At 59.3% G+C, this 15,326-nt stretch carries 10 protein-coding genes; 1 reads left to right on the top strand and 9 read right to left on the bottom strand.

All coding sequences use genetic code 11. From position 1 onward, the window contains the following. Window positions 1-219: 219 nt before the first annotated feature. From ACIPIN_RS03915 to ACIPIN_RS03955, 9 genes are all read right to left on the bottom strand, one after another. Window positions 220-3,816: a glycosyltransferase gene (locus ACIPIN_RS03915; RefSeq protein ID WP_401115549.1), complete on the bottom strand. Its 3,597-nt coding sequence runs from the start codon at window positions 3,814-3,816 to the stop codon at window positions 220-222. Window positions 3,817-3,930: 114 nt separating this feature from the next. Then, a complete protein-coding gene (locus ACIPIN_RS03920) occupies window positions 3,931-5,499 on the bottom strand; it encodes a flagellar hook-associated protein 3 (RefSeq protein WP_401115552.1) in 1,569 nt (522 codons plus the stop codon). A 13-nt stretch (window positions 5,500-5,512) separates the two neighbouring features. Beyond that, the gene (flgK, locus tag ACIPIN_RS03925) at window positions 5,513-7,567 is read right to left on the bottom strand and encodes a flagellar hook-associated protein FlgK (protein ID WP_401115554.1); all 2,055 of its coding nucleotides are present in this window, start codon (window positions 7,565-7,567) and stop codon (window positions 5,513-5,515) included. Between the two features lie 23 nt (window positions 7,568-7,590). Further along, entirely contained in the window at window positions 7,591-8,883 is a 1,293-nt protein-coding gene (flgJ, locus tag ACIPIN_RS03930; RefSeq protein ID WP_401115557.1) for a flagellar assembly peptidoglycan hydrolase FlgJ, read from the bottom strand. Window positions 8,884-8,893: 10 nt separating this feature from the next. Next, entirely contained in the window at window positions 8,894-10,003 is a 1,110-nt protein-coding gene (locus ACIPIN_RS03935; protein WP_401115560.1) for a flagellar basal body P-ring protein FlgI, read from the bottom strand. 15 nt (window positions 10,004-10,018) lie between these two features. Continuing rightward, window positions 10,019-10,699: a flagellar basal body L-ring protein FlgH gene (flgH, locus tag ACIPIN_RS03940; protein ID WP_071551314.1), complete on the bottom strand. Its 681-nt coding sequence runs from the start codon at window positions 10,697-10,699 to the stop codon at window positions 10,019-10,021. 51 nt (window positions 10,700-10,750) lie between these two features. After that, window positions 10,751-11,536: a flagellar basal-body rod protein FlgG gene (gene flgG / locus ACIPIN_RS03945; RefSeq protein ID WP_401115563.1), complete on the bottom strand. Its 786-nt coding sequence runs from the start codon at window positions 11,534-11,536 to the stop codon at window positions 10,751-10,753. A gap of 45 nt (window positions 11,537-11,581) precedes the next feature. After that, window positions 11,582-12,322, bottom strand: a complete 741-nt coding sequence (locus ACIPIN_RS03950; protein ID WP_401115566.1) for a flagellar basal body rod protein FlgF — start codon at window positions 12,320-12,322, stop codon at window positions 11,582-11,584. Between the two features lie 338 nt (window positions 12,323-12,660). Further along, complete coding sequence (locus ACIPIN_RS03955) at window positions 12,661-14,220, bottom strand: sigma-54-dependent transcriptional regulator (RefSeq protein ID WP_401115569.1); 1,560 nt, start codon at window positions 14,218-14,220, stop codon at window positions 12,661-12,663. A 279-nt stretch (window positions 14,221-14,499) separates the two neighbouring features. Between ACIPIN_RS03955 and phhA the strand changes: the two genes are divergently transcribed. Beyond that, the gene (phhA, locus tag ACIPIN_RS03960) at window positions 14,500-15,291 is read left to right on the top strand and encodes a phenylalanine 4-monooxygenase (protein WP_401115572.1); all 792 of its coding nucleotides are present in this window, start codon (window positions 14,500-14,502) and stop codon (window positions 15,289-15,291) included. The last annotated feature ends 35 nt before the right edge of the window (window positions 15,292-15,326 follow it).

Genomic DNA, 15,326 nt, shown 5'->3' on the forward strand with positions numbered 1-15,326 from the left:
CGTATGAGGCTGCACCCATCACCTTCTGGCTGCACCGCACATGCTCGATTTATGGCGATTTTCAGGGGGACTTGCAGGAAACGCGCCAGCTGGCACTGACACGGGAACGGGAACGGGAACGGGCGTAGGAGCTGCCGAAGGCTGCGATCTTTTCAATAACACAATCAAAAGATCGCAGCCTGCGGCAGCTCCTACGAAGGTAAGAGGGTAAGGGGGACGTCAGTCGGCCAACCAGCCATTTTCCCAGTACCGCACGTTATCCCCGCGCAGCATGTAGTCGCGCAGCACCGCCTCGCGCAGTTCATCGCCCATGCGGTAGCTGGCATCCGGGTCGGCCAGGTGCATGCGGATGGCTTGCAACCACTCATCGGTGCTGTTGCTGACAACCCGGGTGCACGGCAGATAACCCCGATAGGCCTCGGTATCGGTACAGACCACCGGGTAGCCGCAAGCGCCGTATTCCAGCAGACGCAGATTGCTCTTGCAGTCGTTGAAGATATGAAACTCCAGCGGTGCCAGTGCCAGGTCCAGGTTCAGGCTGGCCAGTTTCGCCGGGTAGACACTGAGGTCGATCACGCCATGGAACTCGTGCATGTAAGGGCGCAACTCTTCGGGACACATGCCGAAGAATACCCAATCCACCTCGTTGGCCAGTTCGCGAACAACGTCGGCAATGATCGCCAGGTCGCCCGAGTGACTGGTACCGCCACCCCAGCCAACCCGTGGCTTTTTCGAGGTGCGACGCTGACTGCGCAGGCCATCCCAAAGATGAGTCGCGAGCATGTTCGGCACGACCCGAATGTCGTGATGCATCGACGACAATGCATCGGCCAGTGGCTGGGTCGACACCACCACCCGATCGCACAGGCCGATGCCGCGACGGACCAGACGCTCCATCTCGACGTTGTCCGGCATATTGCGGATGTGCGCGTTCTTCTTCGGCGCTTTGATGACATAGTCATCCAGCTCGAAAATCAGTCGAGCGTTGGTATAGGGCTTGAAGCCGGCGATCTCGTTGATCGGTCCTTCACTGTAGCGACCCTGCAAAATGATGACGTCCGGCGACTCACGCTCGATCTCGATGATCGACGGCAGGTCGTAGTAGATCCGCCCGGTCGCCCGACCGGCCTTCTCCAGTTCAACAAGTGGCTGAATCGCCCGATAGTGACCGACCGCCGAGGAATTGACCGGCAGCGCCATGACCTTGGGTAGCTGGCGAACGGAAAACGGGCTCCAGCCGGTGCGCAAGCCTGGCTCCAGACTGTAACTGGAGCCGCCCAGCGTATTCAGCATCAGGTTCGGGTTGTACGCCGGGTCGCGGGCAATGATGGGCAGCCAGCGCCGGTAGAAAGTTTCCTGCTCCTGCGTGCGCTGCGCCAGCTCGGCCTTGTCCGGTACGGCAGCAGGCTGTGTCCCGAGGGCCAGTTGGGCATACGGCGTCCACACCACCAGGTAGCCGTTTTGACGGACCCGCAAACACAGATCCACCTCGTTGAGGGTCAAGGCAAAATCCTCTGCCTGAAGCCCACCGACACTCTCAAATACTGCTTTGCGCACCATCAGGCAATCAGCACCGACAGCGCTCAGATCCTGAACCACCTGCAAGCGGTGCATGTAGCCAGCGGCATTCAGCGAGTCAGCGAAAAACGGTGAACCGGCCGGCCCTTGCAGCCCGAGAATCAGGCCGGCATGCAGCACGCAACCGTCGGGATTGAACAGTTTGGCCCCCACGACACCGACTTCTGGACGCTGCGCATGGTTGAGCAGCTCATCCAGCCAGTCCGCACGGGTGACCACTACATACGGGTCAAGTATCAGCAGGTATTCACCGCGAGCCTGCTGCGCCGCGAAGTTGCGCGTCGCCGCGACATTTCCCTGCTGCGGATACGTCAGCACCCGCAACCGGTCAGTGCCCAACTGCGCCATGGCGCTCAGCCACTCAAGCGTCTGCGCAGATTCACTGCCGTTGTCGACCAGCAACAACTCGTACTCGCTGTAGGCAGTTTTTTCCAACAGGCTTTCGACACATCGCTGCAGCACCGCCAACTGGTCTTTGCAGACAATGATGATCGACACCAGCGGCCGCTCCGCATGCCGGTAATCGACACGATTGAGCAAGGTAAAACTGCCCTGGCGAATCTCATGGGCAACGCCCAATCGCTGAAGATGCGCCTCCAGCACGTGCGGGTTGAGCTCGATGATTTCAGGCAGTGCCAGCCACTGCGCGAGGCCGAGCGTCGACTCCAGCATCACTTCGGCAATATGTTCGACGACCTTGATACCGTCGTCCTCGACCATGCGCCACAGCACATCGTGAGGCGCCAGTTCGCCGTAACGTGAATTGAAGCCGCCCAGCGCCAGGAAACGCTCACGCTGGAATGCCAGGGATCGCCCGACGTAGGGATAACTGCGCATCAAGTCCAGGTTGAAATCCGGCTTGAAAACCGGGTCTGCCGACTCCCCGTCGCGCAATCCGCCTTCATCGCCATACACACACAACGCACTCGGTGACGCGCTGATGCGCTCGGCCAGCAGCAACAGCGCCGGCTCCACCAGACGATCGCCGGCACGCAGTACATAGAACCAGTCAACCCCGTCGAGTTGCGCGAGCAAGGCGTTGAGTTGCTCATACAGGTCATCCTGCAACGGCAGGTTGAACACCCGCTCATCGAGTTGCGCTTCGGTACACGCGCTGGACAACACCAGGGTCAGCTCCGGCGCATAGAGCTGCCCGGTAAGGCTTTTAAGGGTGAGATCCAGATTCGCTCGGCTGGCCTGATCATCGATGATGATCGGGACGATTTTCGGCTGTCGCGGCCAACCGGCTACAGTTTCCGGCAATAGACGTCGCTGGGTGTCACTAAGTGTGCGACACGCCAGCCATTGCGTATACAGCTGGGAAAAACTCTCGCTGGCAATGCCAACCCGATATTCCTGGCTGGCCTGGCGGGTGCCCAGGGTTCGACTCAGGGGCAGCTCGTCCCAGACGCGCGGCGCCTCATTGGCGCGACTCAACGGCAGGTAACGAACCCAGCCCCCTGCAGGCGCACCCTCGCCACCTCGAACCTTGAGCATTTGCACTAGCCAGTGCCTTTCCTGCTCCGCTGCATCTTTCATCGGCTGCTGACGAATCAAACGCTCTGGATACAAGCGCTCGACACTCAACACGTAGTTGAGCTGCGCCATGTTGCCCCGGCGCATCAGACAGATGTACAAGGCCAGATCGAGCGACGCCACAAAGCAATGACCGGGCTGGGTCAAGGCTGGCAAAAGCTCCTGCACATCCCTGCGGCGGAACAATGCACTCGTGAAACCACCGAGGAAGTTGACCGGGTAGCTCTCGAATATCGCCAGCAAGTCATCGCCCTTGTACATCCCGCAAACAGGCGAAAGCGTGCTGTTCTCCAGGCGCGATGGCAGCGGGTGATCGTCCGCATCCCAGAACACCCGCTGGGCCAGCACCAGATTGATATCCGCCTGCTCGGTCAGGACCTGCGCCTGGCGCTCGATACACGCGGGAGACAGCTGATCGTCATCACAGAGGAACTTGATGTACTCGCCCTTTGCCTCGCCCAGACACGCCAGCAGATTGCCGACAAACCCCAGTGTCTGCGGGTTTCGTACATACCGCACGCGTTCTGCTGCCTCGCCCGTCAGCGACTCGACAACCTGCTGGATCTCATCGCCGCGACTGTCGTCGCACACAATGATTTCGAGGTTGGCGTATTGCTGGATCAGGGCACTGCGCAGGGCCCGGGCGAAGAAGCGTGGATTGAAGGCGGGAATGACAAGGCTGACTAACGAGACTGGATTCACGGCGGGGCTCTCAAGCGGCGGTCGCTCACCCGGTCGGGTGAGCCCCTGAAACCGCTGAAAAAAGGCGATTGGTATTCGGCGGTTTACGGCCGGGCGCTTTCGCGCCAGGCCCCCTTAGATCTTGTTGAACAGACCCAGCTGACTGATTTTACTGAACGCCAGTTGCGCGGCCTGCAACATGGTTTGCTGCAACGTCAGACGAGTCATGACCGCCGCCGGATCGGAGTCGCGAATGGCCGACTGGCTGGCCGTATTGGCAAGGCCCAGACTCTGGTTGGTTGCAGTCTGATCATCCAGGGCCTGACCACGCACGCCCACGGCAGTGATTGCCGAACCCACCTGCGCCTGCGCAGTCTCCAGGTTGCCAATGCCCGACGCGACGGCCGCCTGCATTTTTTGCAAGGCCACAGCGTTATTATCTGCCGGGGTAGTCAACGCCGTACGCAACTGACTCAGGGTGTCCAGAACGTTCTGGGTCTGGTGGTCATTGGGCTGGATAACAAACTGATCGCCGGCTGCCGGAGTACCGCCGAGCGTGAACGTGACCCCTGCGGCTGTCGCCGTAGAGCCGGCCATGGTGCCCGAGGAAACCGGTTTGCTGCTAGCCGTGATCGGCGATGCATACAGATCGTAAGCGGTGGCGCTGGTGAACTTGAGGATCGCCCCACCCGTCGGGAAGGTGCTGTTGTAGGCGGTCGAGCTGGTCTGGGTGGCGCCGGAGATCACTGCCGTGGACGGGTTGCCCGGGCTGCGTGAAGCGTTGATGGTGTCCGGCTGGACCGACAACTGGAAGCTATGGCCGGCAATCACTGCGTCCGGAACGGTATCGCCAGGCTTCAGATTGATGTTCAGCGTCATGTCCACACCGCGGAAACTGACCGTCTGGTTAGACGCGTCTTTATTGCTGATCACACCGTTCTGGCTGGCCTCGGCGGTGACATCGGTACCCACCGCATCGGTGATCTTCAGCTGCGTGCTGCTGACAAAACTCACGGTGTAAGGCTGACCTGCGGCGAATTTGGAATCGAACGTTCCGCTATTGCTGATCTGACCGTTGGACAGCGTCACGCGACCGTCATCCACCGCAGGTGCGGTCATGGTGGTCTGAGAGCGAGTGGTATTGGCCGCCTTCTGAAAGGCATCCCATCCGGTGATGTTGCTGGCAACCGACATGGAGTCACCGATGGCCAGGTTCACCTCGGACTGGTCACCGTTGTAGCTGTAGGTGCCATCGGAGTTTGCCGTGTACGGAGGCGTGCTGGTTTTGGAGCCACCGAACAGGTAGTTGCCATTGGCGTCCTGACTGTTCATGAGACCCAACACCTGGTTCTGGATCTGCCCCAACTCCTGGGCCGCGGCCCCACGATCGGCATCGGTTTGCGTGCCGTTGCTGGCACCCAACGTCAGCTCCTTGGCCCGCTGCAAGGCGGTACCAATGGCACTCAAGGCGGTTTCGGCCTGGCTGTACGACCCCTTGAGATTGCTGATGTTGCCAGCGTACTGATCCAGCATCGAACTCTGTTGCCCAAGCTGAATCAAACGCGCAGCACCAATCGGATCATCGGCTGCGGTGTTGAGCTTGGTCAGACTGCTCGCTTCGGCGCTGGTCTGCAGTGCATTGCTGTAGTTGCGCTGATAGTTGGCAGCGGTCGTTTCGTAATACTGGGCGGTAGAAATGCGCATGAATTACGACTCCTTAAAGACTGTTGATCAGCGTGCTGAAGGTTTCCTGCGCAGCCTTGATGATCTGCGATGAGGCTGTGTAGTACTGCTGGAACTTCACAAGATTGCCGGTTTCTTCATCGAGATTGACACCCGACAGGGCATCGCGGGCGCTCTTGGCGCCGGTCAGAATCACCGTGGCTGCACTGCTGTCAGACTTGGCCTGGGCAGCCTGGGCACCGACATTGGAAATCAGTTTTCCGTAGGCATCCGAGATGCTGACGCCCTTGCTCGTCGAGCCGGTTTCCACCGTCTGTTTGGTTTGCAAGCCGACTAGCGCGGTACCGTTGCGGTTGTCCGAAGAGTTGGCACCGGTCAACGAAATGCTGAAGCTCTCACCCGAAGCGGGCGAGCCACTGACGGTGGTTTGAACCGAGAACGTCTTCTGTACCCCCGCGCCGTCCAGGATCGGGGCGCCCGTGCCATCGATCATGTTCACTTGCAGGTTCAGGGTATTGCTTTGACCGGGAACGATGGTGCCCGCCCCCATGCTGACGCCCTTGGCATCGTAAAGCTTATAACCCTGAGTCCCGGCAGCTGCGGGATCGAACACCACTTTGACCGGTGTCGAATACTGGAGCCCGGTTTGCATGTCGGCATTGGCCGCCGGGTTGTAGATATCCAGGGTGCTGGTCAACGTTGGCTGGGTGTAGGTGCCTTTGTTGTTGGCACTGGCAACACCGCTCAGAGGTGCTGCCGCGGCGAGGGTTTTCGGATCGGTGATCACGGTCTGGATATCACTGGCACCGCTGCGGGTCGGCGTCACCTTGAAGGTGTCGCCGGCGCTCATCGCACCGCCGCCATTGAGCGCCATACTGAAGCCGTCGATCACCGGAGCCGGTGTCGTAGTAGTGCTGAAGGCACCCATGGCGGTGCCATCGGAGCGCGTGACGCTATAGTTCGTGGCGCTGCTGAAAGTCACCTGATAATCGTTGGTGGTCAGCTTGCCCGTGTCGTTGATGGTGACGTTGAGGTTACCGGAACCGGCGCTGTTACCTGCCTGGGCAATGCTGCGCTGAGAGATCAGCGTGGCACTGTTGATGTTGCTGAAGATCGCCGAACCGAAGCTGCCGTTCTTGTCGATGCCCTGGGCCTGCTGCTGGTTCAGCTGATCGGCGGTGACCAGCGCCACCCGTCCCAGCTCGTTGATTGCCGGGTTGAGCACGTCGCTGCGATAACTCAGCAAGCCACCGATCTGCCCGGTCGTCACCACCGACGTAATATCGATGACGCTCGAACCGCGGTTCAGCTGGAGCATCGACTGACTCGGATCAGTCTTGCTCGGTACGGTTTCCAGGGTGTTGGTGGTGCTGCCCATTACCAGCGGCTGGCCGCTGCCGATGTAGACGTCGTAGTTGGTGCCGCGCTCGACAACCTGAGCACCGACCAGATCGGAAAGCTGACGAACCGCCTCGTTGCGCTTGTCGAGCAGGTCACTCGGCCCACTGCTGTTGCTGGCGTTGTTGCTCGACACTTGAGAGATTTGCTGGTTGTACTGGGCGATCGAGCTCGCCAGCTTATTCACCTGGGACGCCATGTCCGACAGGTTGGAATTGATGCCGGTGTTCTGGTCGCTCAACTGCTTGGAAATCGAGTTGAAGCGATCGCTCAGGGCCTTGGCATTGGTCATCACCGATTGGCGGGACGCGTCATCGGAAGGCGTGGTCGCGACCGCTTGCAGGGAAGTGAAGAACTTCTGCAGCGCGCCACTGAGACCGGTGTCCTTGTCGGACAGCAGCGTGTCGACCGGCGTGACTTTCCCCAGGTAGGACGATGCCTGGCCGTTAAGCGAAGTGCTGGTCTGCAACTGGGTGTCGAGGTAGGCGCTGTACACCCGACGCACGTCCGCCAGGGTCGTGCCAGTGCCGATGAATATGTTGTTGCCATACTGAATCGAGGAGTTGCTGCTCTGCACGGTTTGCTGGCGCGAATAGCCGGCAGTATCAACGTTGGCAATGTTGTTGCCGGTCACCGCCAAAGACGATGAGGCCGCATTCAACCCCGACATCCCGATATTGAGCAAACTCATGGTTCAGACCTTATACCTTATGCCTATAAAGGCGTCGTGGAAGAGCCCGCCGCAGCGTAGTTCTGGTAACTCTTCATCTGCTTGGCAATCTGCGAAATCTTGCTTGCGTAGTTCGGGTCGGTTGCATACCCGGCCTTTTGCAACTCGCGTACAAACTGTTCAGGGTTATCGGCCGACTTCAGCACATCTTGATAGCGATTGTTGCTTTGCAACAAAGTCACCAGGTCATGGAAACTGTCCTGATAAGAGTCGTAGGAACGGAACTCGGCCGTCTCCTTGACCATCGCGCCATTTCTGAATTCGCTGGTGATTGCCCGCGCCGAATCGCCCTTCCAACTGCTGCCGGCCTTGATGCCAAACAGGTTGTGACTGCTGCTGCCATCCTGGGCGCGCATGACCGACTTGCCGTAGCCGGTTTCCAGTGCGGCCTGGGCTACCAGATAGCGCGGATCGACGCCAATACGGTCGGCGGCTGCTTTGGCCATCGGCATCATGGTGTTGACGAATTCGTCGGCAGAGCTGAAGGCTTTCTTCGCCGGCGCCAGCGGTATTTGAGCCATGGCACGACCATAAATCTGCATGCCCCCGCTCGAGGCCGAATCCGTTTGCGAGGCCAGCCAATCGCCATTGAACAGGGGATCGGAAGCGGTCTTGGTGTCCTGAGGCAATTGGGTTTTGTTGAGCGCCATCACGGTGGTCGCAGCGGCAGTCGATGCCGACGGCACCAGACCGGCGAGCAGGCGGTCTGTGAGTTTCGGCGGCAGCGCCAGACGCCGCTGGTTGAGCAGCGCCACGTCATTACTGTGATCAGCCGTTGACAGCGGCGCCTTGACCGACCGCGAAGCCCACAACGGACGTTCACCATTGAGCCGCGACAACGACCCATTCGTGCCCACCGTGCCGGCAGCCACTGGCGTCGACACTGCCGCTTTCGCCGCTTCCTGCTTGGCGGCAGACATCGCCGCCGCCTCGCCCGGAGCCAGCGGTTTGTTCTTCGACATCTGGCGTATCAGCACGTCGGCCAGACCAATACCATGACCCTGACGAGACATGGAAACCGCCAACTGCTGGTCGTACATTTCCTGGTACTGCTTCGCTGCCGGCGTGTTCAGCGGATTGTCCTTGCCCAGCGTTTCGGTGGCCGAACGCATGGACTTGAGCATCTCGCTAAGGAACAGCGACTCGAACTCCTGCGCCACTTTGCGCATGTTCGCATCGCTGTTCTTGTCACCGACCTTGAGCTGGTTAAGCCGGTTCAGGTCCGAGTACGAACCCGAATCGCCACTGCTGACCAGCCCGCTCTTGTGAAGATCCATGTTCGCCATCTCAAATCACGATCAGGTCGGCTTGCAACGCGCCAGCCTGCTTCAAGGCTTCGAGGATCGCCATCAAGTCACCCGGTGCCGCGCCAACCTGATTCACCGCCCGGACAATCTCGTCCAGCGTGGTGCCAGGACCGAACTTGAACATTGGCTTGGCTTCTTGCTGAGCATTGACCCGGGAACGCGGCACGACTGCCGTCTGACCGTTGGACAAAGGCCCTGGCTGACTGACGATAGGGTCTTCGGTGATGGTCACGGTCAGGCTGCCGTGAGTGACGGCGGCCGGTGAAACCTTGACGTTCTGACCGATCACAATAGTACCGGTCCGCGAGTTGATGATGACCTTGGCCACCGCTTGCCCCGGATCGACTTCGAGGTTTTCCAGAATCGACAGGTAGTCGACACGCTGGCTTGGATCGAGCGGCGCGGTGACACGGATCGAACCGCCGTCGATGGCCTGCGCCACGCCTGGGCCGAGCATGTTGTTGACTTTGTCGACGACGCGCTTGGCGGTGGTGAAGTCGGAGCGGTTAAGGTTCAGAGTCAGGCTGTTGCCCTGATTGAAACCGCTCGGCACCGAACGCTCGACCGAAGCACCGCCCGGGATGCGACCGGCCGACGGAACGTTGACGGTGATCTTCGAACCGTCACGACCTTCAGCATCAAAACCGCCAACCACCAGGTTGCCCTGGGCGATCGCATAAACGTTACCATCGATACCTTTGAGCGGCGTCATCAGCAAGGTGCCGCCTCGCAAGCTCTTGGAGTTACCGATCGAGGACACGGTAATGTCAACCTGCTGACCCGGCTTCGCGAACGCTGGCAAGTCAGCGCTGATGGACACCGCCGCGACGTTCTTCAACTGCACGTTGCCCGAACCCGGCGGCACCTTGATGCCAAACTGCGAAAGCATGTTGTTGAAGGTCTGCAGGGTGAACGGGGTTTGCGTGGTCTGGTCACCCGTGCCGTTAAGCCCGACGACCAGGCCGTAACCGATCAACTGGTTGGAACGCACGCCTGAAATACTGGCGATGTCCTTCAACCGCTCGGCGTGAGCGCCGAAGGCGGTGGACAGCAACAACAGGGCCGCCATCAGGTGCTTGAAATTAAACATGAGTCGTTTCATCACCTAGAAAGGGAACAACGGGCTTAAGAAGAAACGGTCGAACCAGCCTGGCTGACTCGCGTCGGCAAACGAACCGGTACCCGAATAGGTGATGCGAGCATCAGCGATACGAGTCGACGACACCGTGTTATCGGTAGCGATATCGTCCGCCCGGACCAGACCGGCAATACGCACCAGTTCATCACCGGTGTTGAGGGTCATCCACTTCTCACCACGTACGGCAATGATGCCGTTGGGGAGCACGTCGGCAACCGTCACAGTAATCGAACCGACCAGGCTGTTGCCCTGCCCTGCCTTGCTGTCACCCTTGGTTGCGCGGTCACCGCTGTAATTGGCACTCAGACTCAGAGGACTATTGGTGGCCGGGGTGCCACCGAACAACGAGGTCAGACCGAGTCCAGTCTTGCTGGTTTTGTCCACCTGGGAGTTGGCGTTTTTGCTGGCCTGGGTTTTCTCGTTCAAGGTGATGGTGATGATGTCACCGACCCGGAAAGCCTTGCGGTCGCCGTACAGGTTCTGCTCGAAACCGGCCTGATAGATCGAACCGTTGTTCGCCGCAGCCGGCAATGGAGTACGAGGCAACACGGGCGCGTAGTACGGGTCATTGGGCTTCGGCGTCGGGCCGACGCAGCCCGCGAGTACGGCGATCCCACTCAGTGCGAGAACAGATACAAAGCGATTCATGACCCTACCTCACGGTGTTGCAGGCGGCCTCATGCCGCCCCACAGACTTGATTACAGATTTTGCGCGACGAACGAGAGCATCTGGTCGGCGGTAGAGATCACCTTGGAGTTCATCTCGTAGGCACGCTGAGTGGTGATCATGTTGACCATCTCTTCAACGGTGCTGACGTTGGAGGTTTCCAGGGTGTTTTGCAGCGTGGTACCAAAACCGTTCAGGCCCGGGGTGCCGACTTGCGGCGCACCGCTGGCGGCGGTTTCCTGGAACAGGTTGTTACCCATGGACTGCAGACCGGCCGGGTTGATGAAGTCGGCGGTTTGCAGGTTGCCGATCACTTGCGAGGCTGCGTTGCCAGGAATGGTCACCGACACCGTACCGTCACGACCGACCGTGAAGGTCTGAGCGTTGTTCGGAATCACGATAGCCGGCTCAAGGGCAAAGCCGCTGGCATTGACGATCTGGCCGTTGGCGTTCAGGTGAAACGTACCGTCACGGGTGTAAGCGGTAGTGCCATCGGGCTGCAGAATCTGGAAGAAACCGCGACCATCGACCGCCATGTCCAGCGGTTGGTCGGTGGTTTGCAGGCTACCGGCGGTGAAGTTTTTCTGAGTGCCGACAATGCGCACACCAGTACCCAATTGCAGACCCGACGGCAGTGCGCTGTCCTGAGTCGACTGGGCGCCTGGTTGACGCTTGATCTGGTACAACAAGTCCTGGAACTCGGCACGGTCACGTTTGAAACCCGTGGTCGACACGTTCGCCAGGTTGTTGGAAATAGTCGTCAGGTTGGTGTCCTGGGCGGACAGACCTGTTTTGGCAACCCATAGAGCCGGAAGCATTCGATTCTCCTCGTGCGCCTGTTTTACGGCGCGACGTTCTGATAATTAGCTGATCTGCAAGACCCGAGCCATGGCCTGGTCGTCATCTTTGGCGGTGTTCATCATCTTGATGTGCAGCTCGAATTGCTTGGACAAGGCCAACACCGAGGTCATCTCTTCAACGGCGTTGACGTTGCTCGACTGAAGGAAGCCCGACACCAGTTGCACCTTGGCATCGGCCGGTGCCGGCTTACCGTCTGCGGTCTGGATCGTGCCGTCCAGGCTCTTGGTCATGTTCTTGATGTCCGGGTTGACCAGCTTGATGCGGTCGACCTCGGCCATGACGCGCGGACCTTCGCCCATCGCCCGAATGCTGATGGTGCCGTCCTGACCCACTTCGATTTTCTGCTCAGGCGGCACGGCAATCGGACCACTGTTGCCCATCACCGGCATACCGTTGCCGGCGCGCAACACACCCAGGGCGTCGACATTCAGACTGCCGGAGCGCACATAGCTTTCGCCACCGCTCGGGTTCTGCACGGCAATCCAACCGTTGCCAGTGACTGCCACATCGAGGTCGCGACCGGTTTCAATCATCGCGCCAGGAGAGAAGTCGGTGGCCGGACGTTCGGTCATGGCAAACGCTCGCGCCGGAAAGCTGTCACCAAACACCGGCATCGATCGCGCCTGCTCCAGGTCCTTCTGAAAACCGTTGGTGGAGATGTTCGCCAGGTTGTTGGCATGAGCCTTTTGCGCCAGTGCGTTCTGGCTGGCGCCGGTCATTGCCACATAAAGGTACTTGTCCACAGTCTTTCCTCTGCATGTCGGACGTTTGCCGCCCACCGCTGTACTGCTGAGCCTCAAGCAATTTGCAGACCAACTTTCATGCAGGGCTTCGCAGCCCTCTAAACAAAGGACTTGAGAGGAATCAGAGGCGAATGGGCAATTGTGTCAAAGACGAAAAACCGGCGCGGTTATGCCGTTTGGCGGCAACCTTTGATCTTGGACAGCGGCCACTACCGCCATCGCGAGCAGGCTCGCTCCCACATTGAGTCTTCATTGGCCACATAATTTGTGAGCACTCCATAACCCTGTGGGAGCGAGCCTGCTCGCGATGAGGCCAGCACAAACACAGCTGGTACCCGCTATGACTCGGTCTTGCCGACTTCATACTCACGCAACTTGTTGGCAATCGTGGTGTGGGATACACCAAGGCGCTTGCCCAGCAGGCGGCTGCTCGGGTGCTCGGAATACAGCCGCTCCAGCACAGCCTTTTCGAAACGCCCGACAATTTCATCCAGCCCGCCTTCCAGCGAGAAATCACCCAGAGGCTGACGCACGCCATAATCCGGCAGGCGAATATGTTCAGCCTTGACCGTACCGCCCTCACACAACGAAACCGCCTGAAACAGCACGTTTTCCAACTGCCGAACATTGCCCGGCCAGTGGTAGTGACTGAGCCGGTCCATCGCCGCCGGCGCCAGTTTGGGCAACGGACAACCAATCTGCCGACTGGCCTGATCAAGAAAGTGCTCCACCAGCGGTGTCAGCCCGTCGAGACATTCACGCAATGGTGGAATGTGCAGCGAAAGCACGTTCAAGCGATGGTAAAGATCCTGACGGAATTCCCCACTCGCACACAGCTCAGACAAATCAACCTGGGTCGCGCAGATCACCCGCACATCCAGATAAACCTCTTCATCGCTGCCGACCCGGCGGAAGCAACCGTCCTGCAAAAACCGCAACAGTTTCACCTGTAAGCGCGGGCTCATCTCCCCCACACCATCGAGAAACAGCGTACCGCCCGCCGTCAGCTCCAGCAGCCCGAGTTTGCCTTCGGCCCGCGCCCCTTCGAACGCACCCGGACCGTAACCGAACAACTCGGTCTCGGCCATCGACTCCGGCAGCCCGGCGCAATTGAGCGCCATCAACGGCGACTGCCCACGCGGACTAGCCAAATGGCAGGCGCGCGCCAACAGCTCTTTACCGGTACCGGTCTCGCCTTCGATCAGCAGCGGCGCATCCAGTGGCGCCATGCGCCGCGCTTCACGAACCACCGCCGCCATGACTTTGGAACTCTGGAATATGCTGTCGAAGCCGCGCAACTCCTGCTTACGCACGTTATAGATGCGCTCGCCGACCCGGTCCGCGCGATGCAGCGTCAACACGGCACCGGCCATTGCCTCACTGTCGTCATGCTCCGATTGCAACGGCGCGATATCGGCCAGGAATACGTCGCCCTTGACCTTGACCCGCAAGCCGTTGATCCGCGACTTGTTGGCGCGCACCAGCTCCGGCAGATCGAAGTCTTCGGCATAACGCGACAAGGGAATGCCCGGCACCTCGTCCACCCGCACACCGAGCAATTGCGCAGCCGCGCGGTTGGCTGCAACGATCGAGCCGCCCATGTCGATCGACAGCACAGGAAACTCCAGCGCGCCAAGCAAGGCATTCAATTCCATATGCCGACGCTCGCTGGGCATCAGCCCTACGCGCTTGACGCCGAATACACCGGCAATCGCCTCGAACTTCGGACGCAATGCCTGGAACTGAATGTTGATCAGGTTCGGGCAATGCAAGTAGATCGCGTTGCCATGCTCGCCGCCGACCTCACCTCGAGCGACGTTGATCCCATACTCCACCAGCAGGTTGAGGATGTCGCGCAGGATGCCGATGCGGTTCTGGCAATGAACTTTGATACGCATATAAAGGCCCGAACGGTGGTGAATAGAGCGCGCGACGAGGATTTTTCTGCTGAGGCGCAAAGTTAGTCGTCAAGATTATGTGACAGCTTTGGGCCTTTTCAAACCGTGAAATCTCAATACCTGCGCCATAGCCGCCGATCTGTAACGAATAGTTTACGAAAAACCAGGAATTTTCCTACGCGCAACGTTTAAACCCTGCTGCAAGGTCAGAGATTTCGGCGTATTTCTGGGTCTATACGCAAGACATAACAAGAACGTATCCCTTTGCAGGAGAGCAGCATGAAGCAGACGCAATACGTGGCCCGCGAGCCCGATGCGCAAGGTTTTATTCACTACACCGCTGAAGAACACGCGGTGTGGAACACGCTGATCACTCGCCAGCTGAAAGTGCTCGAGGGTCGTGCGTGCCAGGAATACATGGACGGCATCGAAAAACTCGGCCTTCCCCATGACCGCATTCCGCAACTCGACGAAATCAATAAAGTCCTCGGCGAGACGACCGGCTGGCAAGTCGCCCGGGTGCCGGCGCTGATTCCGTTCCAGACCTTCTTTGAATTGCTGGCCAACAAGCAGTTTCCGGTCGCGACCTTTATTCGTACTCGCGAAGAACTGGATTACCTGCAAGAGCCGGACATTTTCCACGAGATCTTTGGTCACTGCCCGCTGCTGACCAACCCTTGGTTCGCAGAATTCACCCACACTTACGGCAAACTCGGCCTACAGGCTTCCAAGGAAGAACGCGTCTATCTGGCGCGTCTGTACTGGATGACCATCGAGTTCGGCCTGGTCGACACCCCGCAAGGCCAACGCATCTATGGCGGCGGCATCCTCTCCTCGCCGAAAGAAACCGTGTACAGCCTGTCCGGCGAGCCAGAGCATCAAGCCTTTGATCCGCTGGAAGCGATGCGCACGCCGTATCGCATCGACATCCTGCAACCGCTGTACTTTGTCCTACCCAACCTCAAGCGCCTGTTCGATCTGGCCCACGAGGACATCATGGGCATGGTCCAGCAAGGCATGCAGCTAGGCCTGCACGCACCGAAGTTTCCGCCTAAACCCAAGGCGGCCTGAGAGCGCTGCAGTCGCGGCAACCTTGCAAATGCCCG

Origin of the sequence: Pseudomonas sp. NPDC087697 (assembly GCF_044743155.1) — a bacterium.
GTDB lineage: Bacteria > Pseudomonadota > Gammaproteobacteria > Pseudomonadales > Pseudomonadaceae > Aquipseudomonas.

Coding starts and splice junctions, on each gene's coding strand:
- ACIPIN_RS03920 (WP_401115552.1), bottom strand. CDS start 5,499: ATGCGCATTTCTACCGCCCAGTATTACGAAACGACCGCTGCCAACTAT.
- flgK (WP_401115554.1), bottom strand. CDS start 7,567: ATGAGTTTGCTCAATATCGGGATGTCGGGGTTGAATGCGGCCTCATCG.
- flgJ (WP_401115557.1), bottom strand. CDS start 8,883: ATGGATCTTCACAAGAGCGGGCTGGTCAGCAGTGGCGATTCGGGTTCG.
- ACIPIN_RS03935 (WP_401115560.1), bottom strand. CDS start 10,003: ATGTTTAATTTCAAGCACCTGATGGCGGCCCTGTTGTTGCTGTCCACC.
- flgH (WP_071551314.1), bottom strand. CDS start 10,699: ATGAATCGCTTTGTATCTGTTCTCGCACTGAGTGGGATCGCCGTACTC.
- flgG (WP_401115563.1), bottom strand. CDS start 11,536: ATGCTTCCGGCTCTATGGGTTGCCAAAACAGGTCTGTCCGCCCAGGAC.
- ACIPIN_RS03955 (WP_401115569.1), bottom strand. CDS start 14,220: ATGCGTATCAAAGTTCATTGCCAGAACCGCATCGGCATCCTGCGCGAC.
- phhA (WP_401115572.1), top strand. CDS start 14,500: ATGAAGCAGACGCAATACGTGGCCCGCGAGCCCGATGCGCAAGGTTTT.